The organism is Marinobacterium rhizophilum, assembly GCF_024397915.1.
GTDB classification, from domain to species: domain Bacteria; phylum Pseudomonadota; class Gammaproteobacteria; order Pseudomonadales; family Balneatricaceae; genus Marinobacterium_A; species Marinobacterium_A rhizophilum_A.
Genome location: NZ_CP073347.1, coordinates 2,609,969 through 2,635,658, shown reverse-complemented (window position 1 = coordinate 2,635,658; position 25,690 = coordinate 2,609,969). Strand labels below are relative to the sequence as shown.

Annotated in this window: 26 protein-coding genes; 22 read left to right on the top strand and 4 right to left on the bottom strand. The window is 62.9% G+C overall.

Translation table 11 applies throughout. From position 1 onward, the window contains the following. Positions 1–69: 69 nt before the first annotated feature. From flhF to KDW95_RS11905, 6 genes are all read left to right on the top strand, one after another. Positions 70–1,752, top strand: coding sequence for a flagellar biosynthesis protein FlhF (flhF, locus tag KDW95_RS11930; protein WP_255852025.1), 1,683 nt, complete (start codon positions 70–72; stop codon positions 1,750–1,752). A gap of 19 nt (positions 1,753–1,771) precedes the next feature. Next, positions 1,772–2,578 (top strand): MinD/ParA family protein, encoded by an 807-nt coding sequence (locus KDW95_RS11925; protein WP_255852024.1) that lies wholly within the window; start codon positions 1,772–1,774, stop codon positions 2,576–2,578. 19 nt (positions 2,579–2,597) lie between these two features. Next, complete coding sequence (locus KDW95_RS11920; protein ID WP_255852023.1) at positions 2,598–3,308, top strand: RNA polymerase sigma factor FliA; 711 nt, start codon at positions 2,598–2,600, stop codon at positions 3,306–3,308. 144 nt (positions 3,309–3,452) lie between these two features. Next, on the top strand, positions 3,453–4,193 hold the full coding sequence (locus KDW95_RS11915; RefSeq protein WP_255852022.1) for a flagellar motor protein: 741 nt from the start codon (positions 3,453–3,455) through the stop codon (positions 4,191–4,193). An 8-nt stretch (positions 4,194–4,201) separates the two neighbouring features. Beyond that, entirely contained in the window at positions 4,202–5,116 is a 915-nt protein-coding gene (locus tag KDW95_RS11910; RefSeq protein ID WP_255852021.1) for a flagellar motor protein MotB, read from the top strand. 64 nt (positions 5,117–5,180) lie between these two features. Beyond that, positions 5,181–5,600 carry a DUF2802 domain-containing protein gene (locus KDW95_RS11905; protein ID WP_255852020.1) on the top strand — a complete coding sequence of 140 codons (420 nt, stop codon included), beginning with the start codon at positions 5,181–5,183 and terminating at the stop codon, positions 5,598–5,600. 330 nt (positions 5,601–5,930) lie between these two features. Here KDW95_RS11905 and KDW95_RS11900 read toward each other — a convergent pair whose 3' ends face one another. Next, complete coding sequence (locus KDW95_RS11900) at positions 5,931–6,212, bottom strand: EscU/YscU/HrcU family type III secretion system export apparatus switch protein (RefSeq protein ID WP_370646625.1); 282 nt, start codon at positions 6,210–6,212, stop codon at positions 5,931–5,933. Positions 6,213–6,231: 19 nt separating this feature from the next. Next, positions 6,232–7,443: a flagellar hook-length control protein FliK gene (locus KDW95_RS11895; RefSeq protein ID WP_255852019.1), complete on the bottom strand. Its 1,212-nt coding sequence runs from the start codon at positions 7,441–7,443 to the stop codon at positions 6,232–6,234. A gap of 293 nt (positions 7,444–7,736) precedes the next feature. On the opposite strand from KDW95_RS11895, the gene ccmA reads away from it, so the two are divergent. From ccmA to KDW95_RS11825, 14 genes are all read left to right on the top strand, one after another. Then, positions 7,737–8,369 carry a cytochrome c biogenesis heme-transporting ATPase CcmA gene (gene ccmA, locus KDW95_RS11890; RefSeq protein WP_255852018.1) on the top strand — a complete coding sequence of 211 codons (633 nt, stop codon included), beginning with the start codon at positions 7,737–7,739 and terminating at the stop codon, positions 8,367–8,369. A gap of 5 nt (positions 8,370–8,374) precedes the next feature. Beyond that, the gene (gene ccmB / locus KDW95_RS11885; RefSeq protein ID WP_255852017.1) at positions 8,375–9,085 is read left to right on the top strand and encodes a heme exporter protein CcmB; all 711 of its coding nucleotides are present in this window, start codon (positions 8,375–8,377) and stop codon (positions 9,083–9,085) included. A gap of 9 nt (positions 9,086–9,094) precedes the next feature. Beyond that, complete coding sequence (locus KDW95_RS11880) at positions 9,095–9,862, top strand: heme ABC transporter permease (protein WP_255852016.1); 768 nt, start codon at positions 9,095–9,097, stop codon at positions 9,860–9,862. Between the two features lie 76 nt (positions 9,863–9,938). Further along, the gene (ccmD, locus tag KDW95_RS11875) at positions 9,939–10,118 is read left to right on the top strand and encodes a heme exporter protein CcmD (protein WP_255852015.1); all 180 of its coding nucleotides are present in this window, start codon (positions 9,939–9,941) and stop codon (positions 10,116–10,118) included. Next, complete coding sequence (gene ccmE / locus KDW95_RS11870; RefSeq protein ID WP_255852014.1) at positions 10,115–10,576, top strand: cytochrome c maturation protein CcmE; 462 nt, start codon at positions 10,115–10,117, stop codon at positions 10,574–10,576. Before ccmD ends, ccmE begins: the two co-directional genes overlap by 4 nt. Then, on the top strand, positions 10,573–12,531 hold the full coding sequence (locus KDW95_RS11865; protein ID WP_255852013.1) for a heme lyase CcmF/NrfE family subunit: 1,959 nt from the start codon (positions 10,573–10,575) through the stop codon (positions 12,529–12,531). Before ccmE ends, KDW95_RS11865 begins: the two co-directional genes overlap by 4 nt. Before the next feature lie 17 nt (positions 12,532–12,548). Then, positions 12,549–13,088 carry a DsbE family thiol:disulfide interchange protein gene (locus tag KDW95_RS11860; protein WP_255852012.1) on the top strand — a complete coding sequence of 180 codons (540 nt, stop codon included), beginning with the start codon at positions 12,549–12,551 and terminating at the stop codon, positions 13,086–13,088. Then, entirely contained in the window at positions 13,085–13,573 is a 489-nt protein-coding gene (locus KDW95_RS11855) for a cytochrome c-type biogenesis protein (RefSeq protein WP_255852011.1), read from the top strand. Before KDW95_RS11860 ends, KDW95_RS11855 begins: the two co-directional genes overlap by 4 nt. Further along, positions 13,573–14,826, top strand: a complete 1,254-nt coding sequence (gene ccmI / locus KDW95_RS11850; RefSeq protein ID WP_255852010.1) for a c-type cytochrome biogenesis protein CcmI — start codon at positions 13,573–13,575, stop codon at positions 14,824–14,826. Before KDW95_RS11855 ends, ccmI begins: the two co-directional genes overlap by 1 nt. 124 nt (positions 14,827–14,950) lie before the next feature. Then, on the top strand, positions 14,951–16,387 hold the full coding sequence (zipA, locus tag KDW95_RS11845; protein ID WP_255852009.1) for a cell division protein ZipA: 1,437 nt from the start codon (positions 14,951–14,953) through the stop codon (positions 16,385–16,387). Positions 16,388–16,497: 110 nt separating this feature from the next. Next, a complete protein-coding gene (gene ligA, locus KDW95_RS11840; RefSeq protein ID WP_255852008.1) occupies positions 16,498–18,873 on the top strand; it encodes an NAD-dependent DNA ligase LigA in 2,376 nt (791 codons plus the stop codon). Beyond that, positions 18,839–19,483 carry a transglycosylase SLT domain-containing protein gene (locus KDW95_RS11835; RefSeq protein WP_255852007.1) on the top strand — a complete coding sequence of 215 codons (645 nt, stop codon included), beginning with the start codon at positions 18,839–18,841 and terminating at the stop codon, positions 19,481–19,483. Before ligA ends, KDW95_RS11835 begins: the two co-directional genes overlap by 35 nt. Then, positions 19,480–19,698: a YheU family protein gene (locus KDW95_RS11830; RefSeq protein WP_255852005.1), complete on the top strand. Its 219-nt coding sequence runs from the start codon at positions 19,480–19,482 to the stop codon at positions 19,696–19,698. The genes KDW95_RS11835 and KDW95_RS11830 overlap by 4 nt, the downstream gene beginning before the upstream one ends. A gap of 71 nt (positions 19,699–19,769) precedes the next feature. After that, positions 19,770–20,450, top strand: coding sequence for a DUF4126 domain-containing protein (locus KDW95_RS11825; protein WP_255852004.1), 681 nt, complete (start codon positions 19,770–19,772; stop codon positions 20,448–20,450). 422 nt (positions 20,451–20,872) lie between these two features. Here KDW95_RS11825 and KDW95_RS11820 read toward each other — a convergent pair whose 3' ends face one another. Then, the gene (locus KDW95_RS11820; protein WP_255852003.1) at positions 20,873–21,517 is read right to left on the bottom strand and encodes a CBS domain-containing protein; all 645 of its coding nucleotides are present in this window, start codon (positions 21,515–21,517) and stop codon (positions 20,873–20,875) included. Between the two features lie 81 nt (positions 21,518–21,598). Beyond that, positions 21,599–23,593, bottom strand: coding sequence for a bifunctional tRNA (5-methylaminomethyl-2-thiouridine)(34)-methyltransferase MnmD/FAD-dependent 5-carboxymethylaminomethyl-2-thiouridine(34) oxidoreductase MnmC (gene mnmC, locus KDW95_RS11815; RefSeq protein WP_255852002.1), 1,995 nt, complete (start codon positions 23,591–23,593; stop codon positions 21,599–21,601). Positions 23,594–23,726: 133 nt separating this feature from the next. Between mnmC and tviB the strand changes: the two genes are divergently transcribed. Further along, positions 23,727–25,010, top strand: a complete 1,284-nt coding sequence (gene tviB / locus KDW95_RS11810) for a Vi polysaccharide biosynthesis UDP-N-acetylglucosamine C-6 dehydrogenase TviB (protein ID WP_255852001.1) — start codon at positions 23,727–23,729, stop codon at positions 25,008–25,010. A gap of 116 nt (positions 25,011–25,126) precedes the next feature. Continuing rightward, positions 25,127–25,630 carry a transcription/translation regulatory transformer protein RfaH gene (gene rfaH / locus KDW95_RS11805; RefSeq protein WP_255852000.1) on the top strand — a complete coding sequence of 168 codons (504 nt, stop codon included), beginning with the start codon at positions 25,127–25,129 and terminating at the stop codon, positions 25,628–25,630. Positions 25,631–25,690 lie beyond the last annotated feature (60 nt).

Below are 25,690 nucleotides of genomic sequence, written 5' to 3'. Positions count from 1 at the left end.
GCGGGCAGCGGCCGATAACAGTAGAGCAACGCACGGCTGGCCCTGTAGCGCCTAACTCAGAGGACGACTATGAAAGTTAAACGCATTTTTGCTCCTGATATGCGACAGGCGATGCGACGGGTGCGCGAGGAAATCGGCCCCGATGCGGTCATTGTCTCCAACCACCGTGTCGCCGGCGGTGTCGAGGTCGTTGCGGCCCATGAGCAGGAATACGAGGCGGCTCAGGCCGAGTTCAAGCGCCAGAGCCAGGAGCGCCGTCGGCGTGAAGAGCAGGTCCAGACGCTAACGCACCCGGGCCGTCAGCGCACGGATTCACAGGGCGCAGGCCGCGAGGAACCTGGTCGTCAGGAGCCGGGCCGCCAGGGCGGTGCGCTCGAAGACGAGATGCGCAAGGTCAAGGCGCGTATCGCCTCGGCTCAGCAGCAAAGCGGTGTGCCGAGCGAGCCGGATATGGGTGTCATGCGCAATCGTCAGATTGGCCAGGACTCGGATGAAGACCTGCGCAGCATACTCGAGTCCCTGAAGCAGCGGCAGAAGTCCAGGGCCGCGGTGGTTGCACCGCCGTTTGAGTCCGCTGCGTTCGAGGAGGCGCCCTTCGCCCAGGCGGGGCGGTCTGAGGCGCCCCTTCGGGCCGAGCGCGACCCCGTTGACCGACCAGCGCCCGAGCCGCAGCGCCGTCCTCAGCCGGCACCGGCACGACAGCCGCCCGTGCAGCCTGCGGAGCCGGCCCGTAGTGTTGAGGAAAGCCAGGATCACCAGCGCATTCTCAGCATGCAGGACGAAATTCAGCAATTGAAGGTCATGCTGCAGCAGCAATTGCAGGCCCAGCAGCAGCCGAACATGGCCCCCCGGGCTCCACTGGAGCCTCAGGCGCCGCCACAGCCGACCGTTGCACCGGTGCCGCCGGCGGCCCAGCCGGCACCGGCCCAGGCGCGCCTCAGCCGACGCCTGGACAGTCTGGGTATCGGCCCCCGGGTGGTGCGCCACCTGGTGTCGAGCATTGAGCAGGATATCGAACTGGACAAGGCCTGGCGCAGCAGCCTGGCACGGCTGTCCGATGCCATTCCCGTGGTTGGCGAAGAGTTTATCGAGCGTGGCGGCATGGTGGCCTTCGTGGGTCCCACGGGCGTCGGCAAGACCACCACGATCGGCAAGCTGGCGGCGCGCTATGTGTTGAAACACGGCAGTTCCAGCCTGGCGCTGGTGACCACCGATACCTACCGCATTGCTGCCCATGAGCAGCTGCGTACCTTTGGTCGCATCCTGGATGTACCGGTTCGGGTGGTGGACGAAAACCATTCGCTGGACGAAGTGCTGCATTCGCTCAAGGGCAAGCGCCTGGTTCTGATCGATACCGCCGGCATGAGTGCCGACGAGCCCCATACCGCGGCCCAGATCGAGTTGCTGCAGGGGGTGTCGCTGCGGCTTAAAAAGCTGCTGGTACTGTCATGTTCCAGTCAGAAACGGGTGATCGAGAGCGCCTATAGTACCTACCAGGGGCTTGGCCTGAGCGGCTGCGTGCTGAGCAAGCTTGACGAGTCCGGCAGCCTGGGCGAAGCCCTGACGCTGTCGATCGAGAAACAGCTGCCCATCGCCTACGTGACCGATGGCCAGAAAATCCCCGATGATATCGGCGTGGCGCGGCGCCATGACCTGGTGAGCCGGGCGGTGGTGACGGCGCAGAAAGCGCAGGAACGTGAACAGCAGTCGGGCGAAGGTCCGGACCTGACTTTTATCGGTCGGGCAGGATGACCCAGGGAAGAAGCAGACTATGCATCCAGTAAAAGTAGTGGCTGTCACCGGCGGCAAGGGTGGTGTCGGCAAAACCAACGTTTCGGTGAACCTGTCGCTGGCACTGGGGCAGATGGGCCGCCGCGTGGTGCTGCTGGATGCGGACCTCGGGCTGGCCAACGTCGACGTGCTGCTGGGCCTGAGGCCCAAGTACAACATCTCCGATGTACTGGCCGGTGACTGCGTACTGTCCGACGTCATGCTGCAGGCCGGTGAAAACGTGCGTATCGTGCCGGCGTCTTCCGGCACCCAGTCCATGACGGCGCTGGGAGTGCACGAGCACGCCGAGCTGATTCATGCCTTCACCGACATTGCCGATGAAATCGATGTGCTGGTGATCGACACCGCCGCCGGTATTTCCGAATCGGTGGTCAGCTTCCTGCGCGCCGCCCAGGAAGTGCTGATGGTGGTGTGTGACGAGCCGACCTCCATTACCGATGCCTATGCGCTGATCAAGCTGCTCAATCGTGATCACCGGGTGACCCGCTTCCGGGTGCTGGCCAACATGGTGCGTAATGAAGCCGAAGGTCGCAACATGTATAACAAGCTGCTGACGGTGACGGATCGATTCCTTGATGTAACGCTTCAATACGTTGGATCAATCCCTTATGATGAGGCGGTACGCAAGGCTGTCAAGCGGCAAACAGCTGTTTTGCAAGCGTTTTCCAGCAGTAACGCTGCGCTTGCTTACCGTCAGCTGGCAAATCGGGTTGATGGCTGGCCGGTGATGACAACGCCCCGTGGGCACCTGGAGTTTTTTGTTGAGCGCCTGGTGCAGGGAAGCTAGTTGCTAATAAAGAGGCTCCATGTATAACCAGCTGGAATTTACCTCTAGTCAGGATCTGATTACGCAGTACGCGCCGCTGGTTAAGCGTATTGCCTACCACCTGCTGGCCCGCCTTCCGGCCAGCGTGGTGCTGGACGATCTGGTGCAGTCCGGCATGATCGGTTTGCTGGAGGCCTCGCGCAAATACAATCCCGCCAAGGGGGCCAGTTTCGAAACCTACGCCGGCATTCGCATTCGTGGCGCCATTATCGACGAAGTCCGCCGTGGCGACTGGACGCCGCGCTCGGTGCACCGTAACAGCCGGCGCATATCCGATGCCATCCATCAGCTCGAGGCCCGGCTCGGGCGCGATGCCAGCGATCTCGAAGTGGCCGCAGAGATGGGCATTAGCGTCAGTGAATATCACGCCCTGCTACAGGACTCGATGGAAAGTCGCCTGTTCAGCTTCGAAGAGCTGCAAAAGCCCGAGGACGAGAGTCTGGGTGAGCAATTCGTGGCCGATGATCCGGAGCCCGAGCACCAGGTTGAAAAAAATGTCTTTAATCAGGCGCTGGCCCGGGCGATCGAAGGGTTGCCCGAGCGCGAACGGCTGGTGCTGGCACTGTATTACGACGAGCAGCTCAACCTGAAGGAGATCGGCGAAGTCCTGGGCGTTAGCGAGTCCCGGGTCAGCCAAATCCACAGCCAGGCGGCCCACCGCCTGCGCGGCAGGTTGCGGGACTGGCGTTAGGGGCTCGCCGGGGCTGCGAACGGTGCCGGCCAGGCACGGTCACAGTGGCCCGCGCTTTTGAGCGTACCTGAAGCCGCGGCGGCAGGGCGCATAATGTTAACCGGGTGCAGCCGCGACCCAATTTTCCCAGATGGAGCCTTGTGCATGGATCGCCTTAGTGTTGCAGGACTGTTGCTCGCCGTAGCTGCCATCGCCGGCGGCCACTACCTGGATGGCGGCCAGGTTCAGCAGCTGCTGAATGGCCCGGCGGTGCTGATTGTGGTGGGCGGCACCCTGGCCGCGGCGGCGATTCAGACCCCCAGCAACGAGTTCCGCCGCGCGCTCTGGTTGATGCGCTGGCTGGTTCGGGGCCCCAGTTTTGACTTTGAAGCCGGTATCGAACGGGTCGTCCAGTGGTGCCAGCGTACCCGCAAGCTTGGCCTGCTGGGGCTGGAAGCGGAGATCGAGGTGGAGACGGACCCGGTGGTGCGTGGTGCCTTGCAGCTGCTGGTGGACGGCAAGGAGACCAACGTCATCCGGGGCATGCTGGAAATCCAGCTGGTCTCCCAGGAACAGCGGGATTTGCAGGGCGCGCGCGTGATCGAGAGCATGGGCGGTTATGCCCCGACGCTGGGGATTCTGGGGGCGGTGATTGGCCTGATTCAGGTCATGAGCAATCTGGAAGATCCCGAGGGGCTGGGGGCGGGGATAGCCACCGCCTTTGTGGCTACTATCTACGGTGTAGCCCTGGCCAACCTGCTGCTGATTCCCCTGGCTAATAAAATCAAGAGTCTGGTGCTGGCGCGCTACCGCTATCAGGAAATGATGCTCGAAGGTCTGCTGTCGATTTCCGAAGGGCAGAGCCCGCAGCTTATTCGTCAGCGTATGCAAGGCTATCTTGGATAGGAGAGACTATGGCGCGTCGGCTACCTCCGCTTGATGATACGCGCCAGGATCGCTGGGTTCTCTCCTATGCCGATTTCATTACGCTGCTGCTGGCATTCTTTATTGTCATGTACGCCATCTCCTCGGTAAACGAGGAAAAATACCGCTCCATTTCCGATGCCCTGTCCGGCGTTTTCGATGGCAGCGTGCGTCCTGCGGGCGCGTCGCAACAGGATGCCGCCACTGATCTGGCCATCGGCAATTCGGTACGCCCTGATGCCCCCGCCATTGAAATAGACCCCGCCGATGCTGCCATCACCGAACAGTTGCGCAGCCTGCAGGATCAGCTGCAGCGCAGGTTTTCGCCCCAGATAGACGCCGGCAGCATGAAGGTCGATGGCAATGATCTCTGGTTGTCGATCGAATTGCGTGCCTCCCGCCTGTTTGGCAGCGCCGATGCGCTGCCGGAAATAGAAGCCGATGCGCTGCTGGGCAGGATCGCCGAGCTGCTGCGGCCGTTGCAAAACCCGATTCACGTCGAGGGCTTTACCGACAATCAGCCCATCGCCACCGATCTGTACCCGTCCAACTGGGAGCTGTCCGCGGCCCGGGCCGCGGCGGTCGTACGAATTCTCGCGCTCAACGGCGTCAACCCCGAGCGCATGGCGGCGGTCGGCTATGGCGAGTACCAGCCTGCCTACAGTAACCGTACCGATGAGGGGCGCAGCATGAATCGACGCGTGCTGATCATCGTATCCCGCGACCAGCGTGTGCGGCGCGCGGTATCGTCCTTTGGCAGTCAGCAAATCAGCACCGATACGGTCAGTGAACTGCTGCAGCATGAGGAAGAGGTGCCGCCGCTGCCGGCCATTGAACAGCTGGAAACCGAAAATGGTGGTGTGCTGTTCCGCCGTGCCGAGGTGCAGCCGGGTGAACAGCCCTGAGGGCTAACGGCGTTGTTCGCAGGCGAGTGGATCGAGTATCCTTGAGCGCTGGCAGGCATACTGGATGGTTTGGGTGACGCAAATAACAATACTCTGGCTTGGCTTTGTGCTCCTGTCCCTTGCGGGAACGGGGGCAGGCGTCATGCTGTACCGGCGCATGCGTTACTACGAGCGCCAGCAGCAGGCGCTGATCAACGTGCTGCGCAATGAAATCCGTTCCATGACCAGCGGCTCCATTGGTATGGGGCGCCGGCTGATGGATGCCGAACGCCGGCTCAATATTACGGTGGAAAAACAGCAGGAGCTGGAAAACCGCGATCCCGGCGTGCTGGCCTATAACCAGGCGGCACGGCTGATGGAGATGGGTGGCAATGTCGATGACCTGGTGAAAAGCTGTGGCATAGGCCGGCCGGAAGCCGAGCTGATGGCACTGCTGCACCGCGAGCTGCAATCCACCGAGTCCTTGCCGCAGAAACGGTCTTAGTGCTGCGGGTTTGACGGCTCAGGCTTGAGCGGCCGGGCAAAGTCCATCATGTCGGGGGGCTGGTGATTGATGGGTTGTGATTGGTGGGCTGTGATTGGTGATTAGTGATTAGTGATTAGTGATTAGTGATTGGTGGAGAGATTGAGTGCTGTTTCACCAATAACTAATTACGAATAACCAATATGGGGTTCGCCCCGCCGTTCTACCCGGGCGCGCAGGATTCCAGCTCAGATCCAGTAAAGCTTCGTTGCTCTTGCGGCCGTGCAGTTCTTTCCCTTGTGCCTTTAACCTTGCAGCTTGCACCTGCTCCCTGGCCCGCAAGCATCTGCATCATACCGGCGGCTCTGCCTTGAGCTGGTAGGCGAAGGCAATCACCTCGGCTATCGCCTGGTACAGTGCCTGGGGAATTTCGTCCCCCAGCTCCAGTCGGATCAGTACCTCCAGTAACTCCGGACTTTTGTGGATATGCACCTGGTGCTCTTCGGCCAGGGCGATGATCTGCTCGGCGACGAGTCCGCGTCCCTTGGCGAGTACCTCGGGTGCGCGCTGTCCGGGGGCATAACCCAGTACCACGGCGCTGTCCCTGGGGTTGATCGGTTTGGCTGGCTTCACGGGTTTGCTCCGGCTGTTGTCAGGTTTTAATGTTGATCAGCTGGTGCCGGATCGCGGATTCACTGCGTGGTGCCGTGCCCTGGTGGCAAGCCAGGTCATCGACATAAATCCCCTGGCGCGCGAGGCTCTGGGCAAAGCCTTGCAGGCGCTGCTCAATCAGGCGTGCTGTGTCCGGCTCAGGCGCCCAGAAGCGGGCGCTCAGGTGGTTGTTGTCCTGCAGACGCAGCTCCGCTTCCAGCGACCCCTGTTGCTGCAGGTCGAACTTCAGTCTCACCCGCCAGTGGCTGCTGGCAGGGTCTTCTTCCTGGCCCGCGCTGTGGCGCTTGATTCTCAGTTCCACGTTGTCCAGCTGGTTGCCCTGGCGTACCGGAAGGTCCAGCGCCAGGTGGCGCTCGATCGCGCCATCCGGCAGGTCCTGGTTTTGCCTGGCACTGCTGACCTGGGCGCTGGTGATGCGCGCCAGCAGGTCCCCAAGCAGTCTGTGCATCTGCTCGCGGGCCTGGGGGGGCAGGGCGTTGGCGAGCTGCTGCAGCTGCCCCATCTGTGCCTTGAGGTCGGGTCCGGTATTGGTTTTCGGGTTGGCGGTCGGGATTACGCCCTGGCTGAGCCGGGCCTCGGTGAAGAAGCCGCCTTTCTCGATATTTCGTCGCACCGCCGGCGCACTGTCCCGCTGTCCCGGCGTAATGCCAAACATCTGCAGCAGGGACTGCACCAGGGGGCCGAGCTGCCGCGTCACTGCACTGCCCGTGCCGGCTCCGGGCTCCAGCTGCTGGGCCAGCTGGTTAAGCACGGCGCCCAGGCTTTGCTGGCGCGGCAGGCTGGTGCGAAGGGCATTGTCCAAGGCGGCGGTCGTCGAGGAATGGGGGGGGCGGGGTGTCGCCGTGGCTGCGGCGGGCTGCTGTGGTACCGGTGGCTGGCTGTTGGCAGGCGGGGTAGCGCCTGGCGTGGCTGTATTGGCTGTGCTGGGCGGTGCGAGATTGAGCTGCAGCTGGCCTGTGCTGTTGCGTGACAGCGTTACGGCAGTACCGGCCGGCAGTGGCTGGCGGCTGTTGAGTTCAAGCAATTGTCCGGCGAGATGCAGCCGGATTTGAAGACGCGCGCCGTTGCTGTCGCTGCCAGACTGTACTACCGTCGCTGCCAGCTGGCCTCCTGCGGGGAGAAGGCGTGCCAGTAGCGGTTCGCTCGCCACGGGCTGACGGGGTAGCAGGTTGGGGGCCAAAGTAGGTATCAAAACGGCTCCAAAGCAGGGGTTGAATGCACGGCGCCGGCACCACAGAATTTGTATATAATGGCGCATTTTATCCGTGATGGCGGGCAGAAGGAGTATAGCTCTGTTGCCGTTGAGAGGGTCATGGTTTGGCTGAGCCGTTGTTAAAAGTTGAGAGTCTCTGCTGCGAGCGCGATGAGCGGGTGCTGTTCCGTGGTCGGCTGTCGTTTGAGATCCGTTTCGCGCCGGTGCTGTAGCAAGGATATTGGCGGCTGAGTCTGTCTTTACTGTTGTACTGCTATTTTGAGGTTGCTTGATTGGCTGAGCCTTTGTTGAAAGTCGAGAATCTGTATTGCGAGCGTGACGAGCGGGTGTTGTTCGACGGCCTGTCCTTTGCGGTCGGTGCCGGTGAGGTCCTGCAGATCGAAGGACAGAACGGCAGCGGCAAAACCACCTTGCTGCGCATCCTCGGTGGGCTGTCGCGCAACTACGAAGGTGAGCTGTACTGGCGCGGCGAACCGATGGCCGAGGTGGTGGACGAGTATCGCCAGGATTTGCTGTATTTCGGTCACCTGCCGGGCGTGAAAGCGACCCTGACACCGCAGGAGAATCTCGGCTGGTACGCGGCATTACAGGGGGCGGATTTGGCGTCTATCGATTCGGCCCTGCAGCAGGTCGGCCTGCGCGGTTACGAGGATGTACCCTGTCACATGCTGTCCGCCGGGCAGCACCGGCGGGTGAGCCTGGCAAGGCTGTACCTGAGCCAGGCTGCGCTGTGGATTCTGGACGAGCCCTTTACCGCCATCGACAAAAAGGGCGTGGCACAAAAGGAGCAGCTGATCCTACGTCATGCCGCCTGTGGCGGTACGGTTATCCTCACCACGCACCACGAACTGCAGCTTGATGGGCTGCGTCGACTGAATCTGGATCAACTGGCTGGAACTTCATGAGCGAGATGGCGACTAATGAGCCGGCCAGACGGCAAGGGCCTGGTGCCGCAGGGGTGTTTCGGGCGGCACTGAAGCGTGATTTGCTGCTGGCGTTTCGCAGCAAAAGCGACCTTGTGAATCCGCTGATTTTTTTCCTGATGGTGGCGACCCTGTTTCCCCTGGGGGTCAGCCCTGAGCCCGGCTTTCTGGCGCAACTGGCGCCGGGTCTGGTCTGGGTGGCGGCGCTGCTGTCGACGCTGCTGTCGATGGACAGCCTGTTCCGGGCCGATTTTGAGGATGGCACCCTGGAACAGGCGCTGCTGAGTCCGCAGCCACTGATCCTGGTCGTACTGGCGCGGGTGCTGGCGCACTGGGTCATGACCGGTTTGCCGCTGACGCTGATGGCGCCGCTGCTGGGGCTGATGCTGTTTCTGCCGGCCGAGGGCATGGGCGGGCTGATGCTGAGCCTGCTGCTGGGCACACCGACGCTGAGCCTTGTCGGCGCCATCGGTGCGGCCCTGACGGTGGGTCTGCGCAAGGGGGGCGTGCTGATTTCCCTGCTGGTGCTGCCGCTGTATATTCCGGTGCTGATTTTTGGCTCCGGGGCGGTGCAGGCGGCGGTGACGGGCCTGCCGCTGGCGGGGTATCTGGCACTGCTGGGGGCCATGCTGGCACTGGGCGTGGTGCTGGCACCGCTGGCGATCGGGGCGGCTTTACGAATTTCTGTAAGTGGGTAGCTGAGCTTTATGGCCAATAACAAGACCGATAAAAACTGGATGCCGCGCTGGTTCTACCAGCTGGCGTCACCGCGCTGGTGTTATGACATTACCGGCAAGCTGCTGCCGGCTTTCAGCCTGCTGACGCTGGTGCTCCTGCTGGGCGGTACGGTCTGGGCGCTGCTGTTCGCGCCGGCGGACTACCAGCAGGGCAACAGCTTCCGGATCATCTATATCCATGTGCCCTCGGCCATCCTGGCGCAGTCGTGCTACATGATGATGGCGCTGGCGGGCGCCATTGGCCTGATCTGGAAAATGAAGGTGGCCGACATGGTTGCCAAGGCCTGTGCGCCCCTGGGGGCGTCCCTGGCGGTGCTGGCGTTGGCCACCGGCGCTATCTGGGGCAAGCCGACATGGGGCTCCTGGTGGGTCTGGGACGCGCGTCTGACCTCCATGCTGATCCTGCTGTTTCTGTACCTGGGCGTGATGGCGTTGCACTCGGCAATCGAAAACGCCAGCACCGCGGCCCAGTCCACCGCCGTACTGGCGCTGGTGGGACTGGTGAATATCCCGATCATCAAGTACTCGGTGGAGTGGTGGAATACCCTGCACCAGCCCGCCACCTTCACACTGACCGAGAAGCCGGCGATGCCGGTGGAAATGTGGCTGCCGCTGCTGGTCATGGTGGTGGGTTTTTACTGTTTCTTTGCGGTGTCGCTGATGTTGCGACTGCGCCACGAAATTCTTTGTCGCGAGCGGCGCAGCTCCTGGGTGCAGGCGCTGGTCGAGTCGCGCTGAACAGAGCCGGCTGATTGCCGGGAGCGAGGCTCCCGCAGCGGGCAGACCGAATTTGACTGTAGTTGCTGAGGTGAACGTGAAGTTCGAGAGTATGGCAGATTTCATCGAGATGGGCGGGCACGGGCTCTATGTCTGGCTGGCCTACGGCATAGCCCTGGCCATCGTGGTGCTCAACCTGGTGCAGCCGCTGCGCCAGACGCGGCAGTTCCTTAACCAGCAGGCGCGCCGCGCGCGCCGTGAAAAGGGGCTGTCATGAATCCCAAACGCAAGCGCCGCCTGACAATCGTGCTGGCCATTCTGGTGGGGGTGTCGGTGGCCGTGGGGCTGGCACTGTTCGCGCTCAAGCAGAACATCAACCTGTTCTATTCGCCGACGCAGATCGCCGACGGTGAAGTGCCCCTGGGCACCCGTATCCGGGCCGGTGGCATGGTGGTGGAGGGCTCCGTGATTCGCGATACGCAGTCGCTGCTGGTGAAATTCGAGCTGACCGACTTCGCCAAGTCCGTGCCGGTGGAGTTCACCGGCATCCTGCCGGACCTGTTCCGCGAAGGTCAGGGCATTGTGGCCCAGGGCAGCATGGACGCGCGTGGTGTCTTTACCGCGGTGGAAGTGCTGGCCAAGCACGATGAAAACTACATGCCGCCCGAAGTGGCTGAAGCCCTCAAGGCGGCCGGTACCCTGCCGGTGCCTGAACCCGAGGTGTTTAACAAATGATTCCTGAACTCGGTGAGTACGCGCTGATCCTGGCGCTGTGCATGTCGGTGCTGCTGGCGGTGGTGCCGATGGTGGGCGCCAGTACCAACAACCTGCTTTGGATGGGGTATGCCCGGCCACTGGCCCGGGGCCAGTTCCTGTTTCTGCTGATCAGCATGGCGTGCCTGGTACAGGCCTTTCTGGCCGATGACTTCTCGGTGGCCTATGTGGCGGGCAATTCCAACACCTTGCTGCCGACCCACTACAAGTTCAGTGCGGTCTGGGGCGGGCATGAAGGCTCGCTGCTGCTGTGGGTGCTGATCCTCGGTGGCTGGACCTGGGCCGTGGCCGCCAAGAGCCGCGACCTGCCGCTGGATATACTGGCGCGGGTGCTGGGCGTGATGGGCATGATCGCGGTGGGCTTCATTTCGTTCACGTTGCTGACATCGAGCCCGTTTGAACGCCTGCTGCCCGGTTTTCCGGCCGAAGGTGGCGACCTTAACCCGCTGCTGCAGGATATCGGCCTGATTATTCACCCACCGATGCTCTACATGGGCTATGTGGGCTTCTCGGTGGCCTTTGCCTTCGCCATCGCCGCCCTGCTGAGCGGCCGGCTGGATGCGGCCTGGGCCCGCTGGTCACGCCCCTGGACGGTGCTGGCCTGGGCGTTTCTGTCCCTGGGGATTGGTCTTGGCAGCTGGTGGGCGTATTACGAGCTTGGCTGGGGTGGCTGGTGGTTCTGGGATCCGGTAGAAAACGCATCCTTTATGCCCTGGCTGGTGGGCACGGCGCTGGTACACAGTCTGGCGGTGACGGAAAAACGCGGTGTCTTCAAAAGCTGGACCGTGCTGCTGGCCATCTTCGCGTTTTCGCTGAGCCTGCTGGGCACCTTCCTGGTGCGCTCGGGCGTGCTGACCTCGGTGCATGCCTTCGCCACCGACCCCGAACGCGGCTTCTTCGTGCTGATCTTGCTGGGGCTGTCCATTGGTGGCTCCCTGCTGCTGTACGCGCTGCGTGCCGCCCACGTGAAGAGCGATTCGACCTTCGCACTGCTGTCGCGCGAAACCCTGCTGCTGCTCAACAACATCGTGCTGGTCGTGGTGTGCCTGATGGTCCTGCTGGGTACCCTGTACCCGCTGCTGATCGACGCCCTGGGCATGGGCAAGATTTCCGTCGGCCCACCGTACTTCAACAGCCTGTTTGTGCCGCTGATGGCGCTGCTGGTGCTGTTTATGAGCGTCGGTACCGTATCGCGCTGGAAGCAGAGCCAGGCGAAACAGCTGTCGCTGATACTCTGGTTGCCGGCGGTGCTGGCGATTCTGTGCGGCATAGCCACGCCCCTGCTGATGGATGGAAACTTTAACCTGGTCGCCGCCGGCGCCATGGCGCTGGCCTACTGGGTGGTCTTCGGCCAGGTGCGCGACATCTACGCCAAGGTCCGCAGCAAGCGTCGCCTGCGCGATGGCCTGCGCAGCCTGTCGCGCAGCTATTGCGCCATGGTGCTGGCCCATACCGGCATCGCCGCCGTGGTGGTGGGTGTCACCATGGTCTCGCTCTACAGCGAGGCGCGGGATCTGCGCATGGCGCCCGGCGACAGCGTCGAGTTCGGCGAGTACACCTTCGTGTTCGATGGCGTGCGCGAGCACCAGGGGCCCAACTACCTGTCCGACATGGCGCGTGTCCGGGTGCTGAAAAACGGCGTCGCCTACACCGAGATGTTCCCGGAAAAGCGCTTTTACGAGGCCCGGGGCATGGTGATGACGGAGGCGGCTATCGATGGCGGCCTGTTCCGCGACCTCTATGTCGCCATGGGTGAGTCCCTCGGCGAGGGGGCCTGGGCGGTGCGGGTACAGCACAAGCCCTACGTGCGCTGGCTCTGGCTAGGTGGACTGCTGATGACGTTCGGTGGCCTGCTGGCCGCGAGCGACCCGCGCTATCGCAAGCAGGCGCGCCGCAAGGCGCCGGCTGCGGCCTGATCTCAAGGATTCTGAAGATGTTAAGACGACTGCTGGTGTTTATTCCGCTGCTCATTTTCTTCGTGATGGGCATCTTTCTGTGGCGCGGTTTGCAACTGGATCCGTCCGAGTTGCCCTCGGCGCTGATCGACAAGCCGATGCCGAGTTTCAGTCTCAGCTCCGTCTATGACGAAAACACCCGGCTCAGCGAGCAGCAGCTCAAGGGCAAGCCGGCGCTGCTTAACGTCTGGGCCACCTGGTGCCCGACCTGCAAGCAGGAGCATGAGCAGCTCAACCGCATAGCCCGGGAAGAGGGGGTGACCATCTATGGCATCAACTACAAGGATGACCGCGCCAAGGCGCAGGACTGGCTGACCCGCTACGAGGATCCCTATGTGCTCAACATCTACGATGACAAGGGCACCCTGGGGCTGGACCTGGGCGTCTATGGTGCGCCCGAAACCTACATCCTCGACAAGGACGGCATCATCCGCTATCGCCATGTGGGCGAGGTGAACGAGAAGGTCTGGGTCAAGCTGCGTGGGCTGATGCAGGAACTTGAGGAGAGCGGCTCATGAGACAGCTGCTGATCGCACTGCTGCTGTGGTTGCCGCTCACGACGCAGGCAGCCATCGACAGTTTCGAGTTTCGCGACGAGGCCACAAGGGAGCGGTTTCAGAGCCTGACCGCCGAACTGCGCTGTCCCAAGTGCCAGAACCAGAACATCGCCGACTCCAATTCCCCCATCGCCGAGGATCTGCGGACCGAGATCCACCGCATGCTGCAGCAGGGCGACTCGGATCAGGATATCGTCGATTTCATGGTGGCGCGCTACGGCGAGTTCGTGCTGTACCGCCCGCGCCTGACTCCCCAGACGCTGGTGCTCTGGTATGGCCCCTTTGGCCTGCTGGCGATCGGTGCGGTGGTGATACTGGTGATGACGCGCCGGCGCCGCAGGGCTAGTAACGATGGCGCGGCTGCGGATGTAGCCGAACCTGCCGAGACCTTATCGGCGGCCGAGCGCCGCCGGCTGGAAGAATTGCTGAAACAGGATGACAAATAATGGCGGGTCTGTGGACCGGAATAGCGCTGCTGACTCTTTGTGCGCTGGGTATCGTATTGCTGCCGCTGCTGCGGGCACGCAGGCTGCAGCAGCTGGAAGTCGCCGAGGATCGTGACCGGCAGAATATCGATATCTACCGTGAGCGCCTGTCGGAACTGGAGCAGGAAAAGGCCCAGGGCAACCTGGCCCAGGCCGAATTCGACGAGCTGAAGCTGGAACTCGAGCGCAGCCTGTTGCAGGACGTGGGTGATAGCGAGGCGCGGCTGCAGGTCTCGAAGATCAGCGGCCTGCAGGTGCTCACGGTGTCGGTAATGGCACTGTTGCTGGTTATCAGCGCCCTGGGGCTCTATGCCAAGCTCGGCAGCGCGCCGCGGCTGGAGCTGGCACTGGAACGCCAGGCGCAGCCGGACCCCTTTGAGGGGCGTTCGCCGACGCTGGAAGAGGCGTTGGCGCGGCTCGAACATGAACTCGAGGTGACGCCGGAGAATGTCGAGGGCTGGTACCTGCTGGCGACCACCTACATGGGTGCCGGGCGCTATGACGAGGGTATCGCCGCCTTCAGACAGGTGCTCGACCGCCTGCCCGAGGATGCACCCCAGTACACCGGCGTCATGGGGCAGTATGCCCAGGCACTGTATTTTGCCAATGATGGCAAGATGAACACTGAGGTACGGGCACAGGTGAACGCCACGCTGGAGCGCAACCCCAGCGAGATGACGGCCCTGGGGCTGCTGGGGATCGATGCCTTCGAGCAGCAGCGCTATGCCGAGTCCATCGATTTCTGGTCCCAGGCGCTGGGACAGGCGGACCCGACGGCGGCAGAGTCCCTCAAGGCTGGCATCCGCCGGGCGCAGCAGGAGCTGCGCGCCCTGGGCGAGCCGGTACCGGATATTCCCGGTATCGAGGCGGCGGAAATCCGTCTGGCGGTGCGCCTGGCCGAGGGTCTTGGCAGCTCGCTGTCGCCGGACCAGGCGGTGTTCGTGTTTGCCCGCCCGGTGGGTGGTCGCATGCCGCTGGCAGCGGTGAGACTCAAGGTCTCGGATCTGCCGCTGGAAGTGGTGCTTGACGATACCCAGGCGATGACGCCCCAGGCGCGCCTGTCCGGTGTGGAGGAGGTTGAGGTGGGCGCGCGTATTTCCCTCACGGGAACGCCGGAGCCAAAACCGGGTGACCTGTTCGCCATTTTGAGCCCGGTTTCGGTACGCGGACAGACGCAAGCGCTTGATCTGGTTATTGATCAGGTTGTGGAGTAGTCGTCGCTCGGTCTATAGTTGCATCTGTTATTGTCAGGACGGAGACTGTCCCGGCAATGCAAGCAGTCGGTGGCCAGAGTTCGGATGGGCGCCAGTCTTGAAACTTTGAGATAGCAGCGGATTTATGGAGATCAGCCTCAGAGAGTGGCTTGTCATCGGCGGTGTGGTTGTCATCGCGCTGATCATCTTCGATGGCTGGCGCCGTGTGCGCGGTGGCCGCAACAGTTTGCGCATGGATATCGATCGCAAACTGCGCGATCTGCCGGATGAACCGGTGGAGTCCTCGAACAATCCCGAACTGCCCTACGGTGGCGCCCGACCCATTAGCGGTGATGCGCCGGAGTTTGTGCCCAAGCGCAAACCGTCGGCGGCCTATACGGCGAAAATGGCGACTCAGGCTGCGCCGGCGACCGAACGCGCTCATGAGCAGGCAACTGAGCGCCACGAACGCATCGAGCCGACCTTTGGGCTGGCTGATGATGACAAGGTCGCGGCCAAACCTGCGCCACAGTCTCCGGCGTCCGAGCCCGGCACAGCTGCCAGAGTGGCCCCTGTGCCGGATGTTGCGCCAGCGGCCTTCGATACACCGGCACCCCCCGCTGTTCCCCCGGAACCTGCTACCCCGGCGCCTGCCCGGCGGCCTGTGCCTGGGGCAGAAGTGGACCCGCTGTTCGACGAACCGGCTGAGGACGACTATCCGGCCCCGCCGCCAGCGCAGCCTGCAGTCTCCCGGCCTGCGTCGCCTCCAGAGGCACCAGCGCCCCGGTCACCGGCCGGTACGCCTGCCAGCGAGCGTATGTCTCGACGCACGGCTGCGGATGCTCCAGCGGCGGTGGACTTTGGCGAAACCGATCCCTTGTTCGATGAGCTTCCCGAGCAGCCCGCGCTGGATCTGGAAAAGCCCATTCCGTTGCTGATGGAACGCAATCGTCAGCCCCGGCGCGGGGCTGCCGCGCCCGAAAGCCGTCAGGCTGAAGTTGAGCCCGCCAGGCGCAAGGCGAAGCCGGAAGCGCCGCAGCAGGACCTGTTGTTCGGTGCCGCTACCGAGGCTGCGGATGACGTCGATCCTGGCGAGACCGCGTCGACCCGGGCCCGTCACGGCGAGTCTGTGCCCAAACCGGAAAATGTACTGGTCATTACCGCGGTATCCACTGCGGAAGGTGGCTTTCCCGGTGGCCTGCTGCACCGGCTTCTGGCGGCCTGCGACCTGCACTTTGGCGACATGGCGATCTTCCATCGCCACGAAGATGGCAGCGACACCGGCCCGGTGCAGTTCAGCATGGCCAATGCCGTGAATCCCGGTACCTTCGACCTGGCCACGATCGACCAGATGCGCACCCCCGCAGTGACTTTCTTCATGTCGATGGAGGAGCCGCGGGATGTGATGAACGCCTTCGAGTGCATGCTGGCGACGGCCGAAACCCTGGCCGAGCATCTCGATGGCGATCTGCTGGATGAAAACCGCTCGGTGCTGCGCCCCCAGACCAAGGAGCATTATCGCCAGCGCATCCGCGACTTCGAAATGCACAACCGCTCGCGCCGGGGCGGCTCCCGCGCCTGACTCCCGCGCCTGGTTTTCGTATCTGAGGCGGGGCTGTCAGGGCCTCGCCACACCCGCTCTGCGGATGCCTTCAAAACCCATAATTTCTTTTCCAGGATGACATCGATTCCATGTGTTCGGCTGTAACGATTGAGCAGGAACTGCGGCAACTGCGTGATGCCCTGAATCAACATAATTACCGTTACTATGTGCTCGATGAGCCACAAGTGCCGGACGCCGAATATGACCGCCTGTTCCAGCGCCTCAGGGCGCTCGAAACGGAACATCCGCACCTCGTTACCGCCAGCTCCCCTACCCAGCGTGTCGGTGCCAGTCCCCTGTCCGCCTTTAGCCAGGTGCAGCACGAAATGCCGATGCTGTCGCTGGACAATGCCTTTAATGCCGAGGAACTGCGTGACTTTGTACGCCGGGTGCAGGAGCGGCTGAAGCTTGCCGCCAGCGACGATATCGCCTTTGCCTGTGAGCCCAAGCTGGATGGCATTGCCGTCAGCGTGCTGTACGAGGATGGCCTGCTGGTGCGGGCCGCAACCCGGGGCGATGGCACCACGGGGGAGGATATTACCCAGAACGTGCGTACGCTTCGCAGTGTGCCGCTGCAGCTTAATGGCACTGGCTGGCCCCGCCGGCTGGAAGTCCGTGGCGAGATTTACCTGCCCAAGGCCGGTTTCGACGCGCTGAATGAACGTCAGCGCGAGCGGGACGAGAAAACCTTCGTGAATCCGCGCAACGCCGCCGCCGGCAGTCTGCGCCAGCTGGATGCCCGCATTACGGCGGACCGGCCGCTGGAAATGTGCAGTTACAGTACCGGCGTGGTCTCCGATGACGTTGAACTCCCCCCAGGCCATTTCGAAACCCTGCAGCTGCTGCACCGCTGGGGGTTTCGCATCAACCCAGAGATGCGCCTGGTACAGGGGGCGGAGGGTTGCCTGGACTATTACCAGGACCTTGCCGCCCGGCGCGACAGCCTGAAATATGACATCGATGGCATTGTCTTCAAGGTGAACGCGCGCGCCCAGCAGGCTGAGCTGGGCTTCGTGTCCCGCGCCCCGCGCTGGGCCATCGCCCACAAGTTCCCGGCCCAGGAAGAAATTACCCGGGTACAGGCGGTGGAGTTCCAGGTGGGTCGCACTGGCGCGGTCACGCCGGTGGCGCGGCTGGAGCCGGTGTTTGTCGGCGGCGTGACCGTCAGTAATGCCACCTTGCACAATATGGACGAAATCGGCCGGCTGGATCTGCGTGTCGGTGACACTGTGGTGGTACGCCGCGCAGGGGATGTGATTCCCCAGGTGGTGCAGGTGGTGACCGAGCGGCGCACGGGGGCGGAAACGCCGGTACATGTTCCGGAACACTGTCCCGAGTGTGGTTCACAGGTGGTGCGCAACCAGCTGGTGCGCATGCTTAAGGGCAAGGAAGAACTGGTGGATGGCACGGGCTTTCACTGCGTTGGCCGCCTGGCCTGCCGGGCCCAGCTGTCCCAGGCCATCATTCATTTTGTTTCGCGCCGGGCGATGGATATCGATGGCCTGGGCGACAAGAGCGTCGAGCAGCTGGTAGAGCGGGAGCTGGTGCGCTCACCTGCCGACCTGTACCGGCTGCGTATCAATGACTTCATGGCGCTGGAGGGCTTTGCTGAAGTCTCATCGCAGAAACTGTACCATGCGATCCAGGCCAGCAAGCGGGTGCCGCTGGCGCGCTTCATTTATGCACTGGGCATCAGCGAAGTGGGTGAAGGCACGGCGCGGGTGCTGGCGCAGAACCTCGGCAGCCTGGAGCGCATAGCCGCAGCCCTGCCGCTGGTACTGACCTGCCTGCCCGAGGTGGGGCTGGGCGTCGCCCGCGAGATTGCGGACTTTTTCGAGGATGAACATAATCGCCAGGTGATTGCTGATCTGGCAGCGCTCGGCGTGGTGCCAGAGGGCAGCGGCGAGCTGGGTGTGTCGCAGCGCGGCAGTGTTTCGCTGGCGGACTTGCTGGCAAAGCTGAAAGTGGACAAGGTCGGTCCGGTGATGGCCCAGCACCTGGCCGCCCACTTTGGCTCGCTGCAGGCGCTGCTCGAAGCTGACGAGGCGCAGCTCGAGGCCGTGCCAAAACTGTCCAAGGCTGCCGGCAAAAGTCTGCTGGAAAAACTGCAGGACAGTGACTGGTGCGCCCGGGTGCAGGCCCTGGAGGCGCAGCTGCTGGCGTTTGGCATGCACTGGAGCTGCGAAGCTGAACAGGCGCAAGCCGACGAGGTTGCAGTTGAGCCTTTGAGCGGCCAGACCTGGGTGCTCACCGGGACACTGGAGCTGATGACGCGGGATCAGGCCAAGGATTATTTGCAGTCGCTCGGCGCCAAGGTGTCGGGCAGCGTATCCAAAAAAACCGACTGTGTGGTGGCGGGCCCGGGCGCAGGCTCGAAGCTCGCCAAGGCCCAGTCGCTGGCGGTCAAGGTGATTGATGAAGGAGAATTCGTTGAACAGCTCCAGCACTATGGCATTACCCATTAAGCGCCTGGTCGGGCTCCTGCCCGCAGTCTGGCTGGCCGGGTGTGCGTCTGTTACGCCGTCCTGGCTGCCGGGTTTTTCGGATAGTGCAGCGGCCCCAGCGGCGCCCGAGGTTGCAGTCGAGGCGGCAACGCCCGCAACCTGTACCTTGCTGGATCGCCAGGGACGCCTGCGCGTGGCGGTGCAGAATGCCAGGGCGCAGTGGGGACTCGAACCCGCCGTGGCGCTGGCGCTGCTTGAGCCACCGCTGGGAGGCGGGCGCAAGCGCCATGTACTGCCCTTTGGCAATACCTGGGACGAGTATCGCATTGCCCGGAGCAACTGGTCGGCGACCACTGACAATATCGACGATGCGGTGGATTTCCTCGGCTGGGGTGTGGCGCGCAACCGCCAGATGCTGCAGCTGGATATCGCCCAGGTGGACGCGCTCTATCTGGCGTATCGCCTTGGGCCCGGCGCCTACAGTCAGGGCGTGCACCGTGGCATCTGGATCGAAAAGGAAGCCGAACGGGTGGCGGCGCGGGCCCGGCTCTACAGTGACGAGCTGCAAAGCTGCCCCGAACTGGTGGACCCCAACCGCTGGGAATGGCAGCGCCTGTGGAGCTGGTGGTGATTATTCCCCATGGCGAGCTGGCCCCCGATACGCTGGATAACCTGATCAGCGAGTTTGTGACCCGCGATGGCACCGATTATGGTGAACGGGAAACGCCCCTGGCGAGTCGAATAGGGCAGGTGCGCCGCCTGCTGGAGCTGGGGCAGGTGGTTATACTGTTCAGCGAAAGTACAGGGCTTTGCAATATAGTGGCCAAGGGTCAGCTGGAAAAATAATCCGGCGCCGAGCCTTGCCGACGGCGGCTTTTGCGCCCTGAATCCACCCTATAACCGCTATCGGAGGCGCTATGGATCAGCTTGAGCAAATCACCCAAATGATTGCCCTGTCCATGGGCCTGGCCTGGGCCAGCGGCATCAATCTCTACGCGACCCTGCTGATGCTGGGCGTGCTGTCCAATACAGGTAACATCGTGCTGCCCCCCGGGCTTGAGGTGGTGGGAGACCCGATGGTGCTGATGGCCGCCGGCCTGATGTACTGTGTCGAGTTTTTCGCCGACAAGGTGCCGGGTGTGGATACCGGCTGGGATACCCTGCATACCTTTATCCGCATACCGGCGGGGGCCGCGCTGGCGGCGGGCGCCGTGGGCGAGATCGGCCTGCCGGTAGAGGTGGCCGCCGCCATTGTCGGCGGCTCGCTGGCCACCGCGACTCATGCGGCCAAGGCCGGCAGCCGGGTTCTGATCAACACATCGCCGGAGCCATTCAGCAACTGGACGGCATCCATTACCGAAGACGTCGTCGTCATCGGCGGTATCTGGGCGGCACTGTACAACCCCTGGCTGTTCCTTGCCGGACTGCTGGTGTTCGTGCTGCTGCTGGTGTGGCTGCTGCCCAGGGTCTGGCGCGGTGTCAAGCGGGTGTTCCGTTTTCTGGCGCGGCTCTTTGGTGGCAACGCCGATGAAGCGCCCCCGCTGAATACCCGTTCAGACTCGCACCGGGCTCTGCCGGGCGAGCGTTCGCGGCACTGAGTCGGGCGAAGAGCAGGTGGGCGGGCAGGACGAAGGTGCAAGGTCAAAGGTGCAAGGTGCAAGGTGCAAGGTGCAAGGTCGAAGGTGCAAGGTTTAAAGGTGCAAGGAAAGAGCGGCTTAAGCGCTTTGAATTACGCATAACTGATCCCGCATCACTGCTCCGGTGCTTTGCCGTTGGTTATTGGTAATTGGTGAGTAGTAATTGGTTATTAGTAACTGGTTATTGGAAAAGCAGTCGGGCACACTGATCACGAATCACGAATCACGAATCACGAATCACGAATCACGAATCACGAATCACGAATCACGAATCACGAATCACGAATCACGAATCACGAATCACGAATCACGAATCACCCTCCTAGCCCCTTGCTCCTTGCTCCTTGCTCCTTGCCCCTAGCTCCTTGCAGCCTGCCCCTCAATCAAGCCCAGCGCTCGATATGCGCCCCGGTAATCAACAGCCGCAGCAGGTCGGTGCGTGTCACTATCCCCACCAGCGTATCGTCGGCATCGACAATGGGTATCGCGTTCAGATCAAATTCGACAAAGCTGGCCGCCAGGTGGGAGGCATCGGTTGTGGGGGATGCCGCCAGCAGGTGACGGCCATGGATGACAGCGACGGGGCTTTGCGGCGGCAGCGTGCTTTGATCCAGGTCCAGGGCGTTGAGCAGGGCCAGCGGCCGCTGTTCTGTCGAGATCACCACCAGGTGCTGGATGTTGAGGCGACGCATGCGCGCCTGGGCGTCCCTGATGGTCGTTTCAGGGCTGATATGCTGCACCGGGCTGGTCATGATCTGGGCGGCCAAAAGCTGGGGGGCGCCGGGCTGTTCTGCGGCCTTTTCGCTGGCGGCATAGGCACGCTGGGCCGGCTGCTGCGGATGCTTTTTTCCCGCTAGTCCGGCGCCCTGTAAGCGGAAGCGTTCGGCTTCGGTTTCAATCCGCTGCTCTTCGCCGGCGGCCGGGTGCAGCGCCTTGATCGGCTCGAGGCTGTTGACGCCGCCAGGCTTGAACAGCGCCCGCACGGGCGTCTGGATCCGGTATCCCTGATCATAGATGACAAGTGCCATGAAACCTCCCCGGGTATGCGTGGGCGCAGAGATCTGTGGGAGCGGCGTCCCGCCACGAACTGTTTTTAATGCCCGTATTCGCTATATCGACCCGCGGATCAGATTCTTGATGATAAAGCGCGCCGGGCTCAGAGCGTCGGTGAGGGTGCGCCCAAGCGGCAATGGCTCGTTACAGACCAGGCTGGCCAGTAATTCTGCGCCAACAGGGCAGGTTAGCAGCCCCTTGGAACCATGGCCGACACTGACATAGAGTCCGCCGTGGTGGCTGGGTTCAGTATCAAAGGACCATTTTCGGTCCTGGCGCAGGCGGGCGTAGTCGCTGACAAAGCGTTCTGCGTTCGGGGCTGGCCCGACGATGGGCAGGTAGTCCGGTGTCGAACAGCGAAAGGCCACCCGGCCCTGCAGGGGTTGTTGCGAGAGTGCTGCGCCAAGGGTGGGCAGGGAGCGCGTCAGGGTGGCGAGGTTGCTCAGGTGATCCTCCGGGCGCACCTCGGTGTCGCTGTCGTGCAGGTCGAAGGTGGCGCCAAAGCAGTAGGTCCCGTTCATGGGGGGCGGTATATAGCCATCGCCGCAGACAACGGTACGCAGCGGCGCTTGCGTTGCCGGCTGCGGGGTTTCGCTCACCTGGCCGCGAATGGATTTAAGCGGCAGGTGCGAAAGCGCGGGCAGTGCCCTGGCGGCAGCTGCGGTTGCGACTATAACGACCGGGGCCTGGTAGGTAGTGCCGCTGTCGCAGCGTACCTGCCATTGCCCGTCCGGCTGCGGCTCCAGCGATGTGATCGTTGTGCCGGTACGCAGGCTGATCAGCGGGTGTTGCAGCAGCGCCTGGCACAGCTCCACCGGCGACACCCAGCCGGCTCCCGGGAAGAAGAGCCCGCTGTGGGGTGTATCAGTGCCCGCGATGTCACTGGCCTCGCCGGCGCTGACTGCCCGAACCAGCGTATCGGGGTAGGCGCCGGTGTCGACCAGCTGCCGTTGCCGGGCGATTTCCTTGTCGTTCTGGGCCAGCTGCAGCAGCCCGCAGGCCTGCCAGGCGTGGTCGGGCAACAGCCCCTGTGCGCTCAGGTGCGCTAGCAGGTGGCGGCTGTAGTCGAGCCCGGTGCTGTGCAGCAAGCCCTGCTTGGTGGGCCGCACCGGCAGCTTGGCGTAGAGCGCACCCTGGCGATTGCCGGACCCGCCGCTGGCGGGCTTGGCGCAGCGCTCCAGCACCGTAACGGCAATACCCCGGCGCGCCAGCGCATGGGCGGCACAGGCGCCGGCGAGCCCTGCGCCCAGCACCAGTGCCGCATCGGGGCGCGGAAGTGGGGCGGGCCTGTCAAACCAGGGCTGTTTCGCTACGCCGGTCTGGCCCTTGGCTGGCGCACCGGCAAAGGTGGCGCTGAGGATTTCGGGCAGGGAGCCTGGGCCCGGAGTCCGGGTCAGCCTGAAGCCGGCCTGCTGCAGGCCCACCTGTACCCTGGGCGCCGAACAGGCGCAGGCGAGGGTCGTCGGTTGCTGGCCGCAGGCATGGCTCAGGCGTGCGACTTGGGCGAAGAGCGCGGCGGACTTGATGTCCGGGTTTCCGGCAGGCTCAAAACCATCGAGATACCAGGCATCCACGGTACCCTCGACCTCGGCAAGACCCCTGGCGGCATCACCGAAGACCAGCGTCAGGCTGATGCAGCCGTTGTCGAGCTCAAGCCGGTGCAGCCCTTCCAGCAGCGGCGGGTACTGCGCCAGCAGCTGCGCGGTGGCGTCGGAAAAACCCGGCCACAGAGCCAGGCAGCGTGCCAGGTCGTCGGCATTCAGGGGGTGCTTTTCAACCGAAATGTAATGCAGCCTTGCGTGCGCGGGCGCGCGTTGCCGCCAGAGTTCCCGCGTAACGAGGAAGTTGAGCCCGCTGCCAAAGCCGGTTTCGGCGATGCAAAAGTGGGGCTGCTCTAGGTTGGCAAAGCGCTCGGCAAGGCGGTTGCCGGCAAGGAATACATGCCGGGCCTCGGTTGGGCCTACGTCCGGATCGAAATAGGCTTCCCTGAATCGGGTGGACAGTGGCCGGTCGTTTTTCCAGTCGATGCTGGCGTGCTGCAGTTGGGTCACGGGAATGTTATTTGCGGCTGCTCAAGTGATGGCGAGGGGGCAGGGATTTAGCACTAAGCCACGGCTACCCGCAATCCGCCTGTGGCTGCTATGATACCTGCTTTGCGATATTCAGAGCACAAGGGCGTAAAGAATGTTGGACCTGAATAACATCAGGATCTGTGTGTTGGGTCTGGGTTACGTGGGGCTGCCACTGGCGGTCGAGTTTGGAAAGCAGTTCGACACCGTCGGCTTTGATATCAACCGCGGGCGGGTCGATGAGCTCAGGAGCGGGCAGGACAGCACGCTGGAAGTCGAACCCGAGGAGCTGCGCACGGCCAGCCAGCTGAGTTTCAGTGCGGATCTTGCCGACGTGGCGCAGTGCAATGTCTTTATCGTCACGGTGCCGACCCCGGTGGATGACAGCAAGCAGCCGGACCTGTCGCCGCTGCGCAAGGCCAGCCAGGCTATCGGCTCGATTTTGCAGCCCGGCTCCGTGGTCATTTACGAGTCCACGGTCTACCCCGGCGCGACCGAAGAGGTGTGCGTACCGGTGCTGGAGGCGGCCTCCGGCATGGCCTTCAACAGCGATTTCTTTGTCGGCTACAGCCCCGAGCGCATCAATCCCGGTGACAAGCAGCACCGCCTGCCGAGCATCGTCAAGGTGACGTCGGGCTCCACGCCCGAGGTGGCGGACTTTGTCGATGCGCTGTATCGCCGCGTGATTACCGCGGGTACCCACAAGGCCGGCAGCATCAAGGTGGCCGAAGCCTCCAAGGTGATCGAAAACACCCAGCGTGACCTGAATATCGCCCTGGTGAATGAGCTGGCAATCATCTTCGGCAAGCTCGGTATCGATACCTCCCAGGTGCTGGAAGCCGCCGGCACCAAGTGGAACTTCCTGCCGTTCCGGCCGGGGCTGGTGGGTGGCCACTGCATCGGTGTCGATCCCTATTACCTGACCCACAAGGCACAGGCAGCGGGCTACTTTCCCGACGTCATCCTGGCGGGCCGGCGCATCAATGATGGCATGGGACAGTATGTGGCCGAAGAGGTGGTCAAGCTGATGATCAAGCGCCGGGTGCACGTGGCCGATGCCAGGGTGCTGATCCTCGGGCTGTCGTTCAAGGAAAACTGCCCCGATATCCGCAACACCAAGGTCATCGACGTGGTGCGCGAGCTTGAGTCCTACGGTGCCCATGTGGATGTGCACGACCCCTGGGTTGAGCCTGAACAGGCACGGGACGAATACGGCCTGGCACTGCTGGAAAGCCCGCAGCAGGGCCAGTTTGATGCCGTGGTTCTGGCCGTGGCCCATCGCCAGTTCCAGGAGATGGGGGCAGAACGCATCCGCGGGCTGTGCAGGGACCTCGAACACAGTGTATTGTTTGATGTGAAAGGAATGCTGGCGCTGGATCAGGTGGATAAACGCCTGTAATTCAACAGGGTGGATAAGCTCCGTCGATCCATCCATACTCAAGCCGGACACACACTCGACAACTGGTTTCGGTTGCTCGGCCTGGCCGAAAACGGAATCTGAACACGGAGAGCGCAATGGCAGTACAGCGCGCCTGGTATCTGTTGCAAACCAAGCCCCGGCAGGACGCCCGTGCGCTGGAAAATCTTGAATTCCAGGGTTACGACTGCTTTGCGCCTTGCATGACCGTTGAACGCATCCGTGGCGGCAAGCGCTGCGAGTTGCTGGAGCCGCTTTTCCCCGGCTACCTGTTTATCTACCTGGACCCGCTGGCGGACAACTGGCGTCCGATCCGTTCCACCCGTGGCGTTAGCCGCCTGGTGACCTTCAACGATACGCCCCTGCCTGTCGCGCACAATATTGTCGATCAGCTGCGCAAGCGCGTGGCCGGGGAGAAAAAACAGCCAGCCGTTACCCTGCTGAAAACCGGTGATCGGGTGCGCATTGCCGACGGCGCCTTTGCCGAACTCGATGCGTTGTTTGAATGTTACGACGGCACCGAACGTGTGGTAATACTGCTCAACCTGATGCAAAGAACCCAGCGGCTGGTGATGCCGCTGGCCAACATCCGCCAGGCCTGAGGCTGCCTGCGGGCAGAACCTTTGGCGGGCCGCGTTCTCGGGAAATTGACGGTCAATCCC

Coding starts and splice junctions, on each gene's coding strand:
- flhF (WP_255852025.1), top strand. CDS start 70: ATGAAAGTTAAACGCATTTTTGCTCCTGATATGCGACAGGCGATGCGA.
- KDW95_RS11925 (WP_255852024.1), top strand. CDS start 1,772: ATGCATCCAGTAAAAGTAGTGGCTGTCACCGGCGGCAAGGGTGGTGTC.
- KDW95_RS11920 (WP_255852023.1), top strand. CDS start 2,598: ATGTATAACCAGCTGGAATTTACCTCTAGTCAGGATCTGATTACGCAG.
- KDW95_RS11915 (WP_255852022.1), top strand. CDS start 3,453: ATGGATCGCCTTAGTGTTGCAGGACTGTTGCTCGCCGTAGCTGCCATC.
- KDW95_RS11910 (WP_255852021.1), top strand. CDS start 4,202: ATGGCGCGTCGGCTACCTCCGCTTGATGATACGCGCCAGGATCGCTGG.
- KDW95_RS11905 (WP_255852020.1), top strand. CDS start 5,181: ATGGTTTGGGTGACGCAAATAACAATACTCTGGCTTGGCTTTGTGCTC.
- ccmB (WP_255852017.1), top strand. CDS start 8,375: ATGGCGACTAATGAGCCGGCCAGACGGCAAGGGCCTGGTGCCGCAGGG.
- KDW95_RS11880 (WP_255852016.1), top strand. CDS start 9,095: ATGGCCAATAACAAGACCGATAAAAACTGGATGCCGCGCTGGTTCTAC.
- ccmE (WP_255852014.1), top strand. CDS start 10,115: ATGAATCCCAAACGCAAGCGCCGCCTGACAATCGTGCTGGCCATTCTG.
- KDW95_RS11865 (WP_255852013.1), top strand. CDS start 10,573: ATGATTCCTGAACTCGGTGAGTACGCGCTGATCCTGGCGCTGTGCATG.
- KDW95_RS11860 (WP_255852012.1), top strand. CDS start 12,549: ATGTTAAGACGACTGCTGGTGTTTATTCCGCTGCTCATTTTCTTCGTG.
- KDW95_RS11855 (WP_255852011.1), top strand. CDS start 13,085: ATGAGACAGCTGCTGATCGCACTGCTGCTGTGGTTGCCGCTCACGACG.
- ccmI (WP_255852010.1), top strand. CDS start 13,573: ATGGCGGGTCTGTGGACCGGAATAGCGCTGCTGACTCTTTGTGCGCTG.
- zipA (WP_255852009.1), top strand. CDS start 14,951: ATGGAGATCAGCCTCAGAGAGTGGCTTGTCATCGGCGGTGTGGTTGTC.
- ligA (WP_255852008.1), top strand. CDS start 16,498: ATGTGTTCGGCTGTAACGATTGAGCAGGAACTGCGGCAACTGCGTGAT.
- KDW95_RS11825 (WP_255852004.1), top strand. CDS start 19,770: ATGGATCAGCTTGAGCAAATCACCCAAATGATTGCCCTGTCCATGGGC.
- KDW95_RS11820 (WP_255852003.1), bottom strand. CDS start 21,517: ATGGCACTTGTCATCTATGATCAGGGATACCGGATCCAGACGCCCGTG.
- tviB (WP_255852001.1), top strand. CDS start 23,727: ATGTTGGACCTGAATAACATCAGGATCTGTGTGTTGGGTCTGGGTTAC.
- rfaH (WP_255852000.1), top strand. CDS start 25,127: ATGGCAGTACAGCGCGCCTGGTATCTGTTGCAAACCAAGCCCCGGCAG.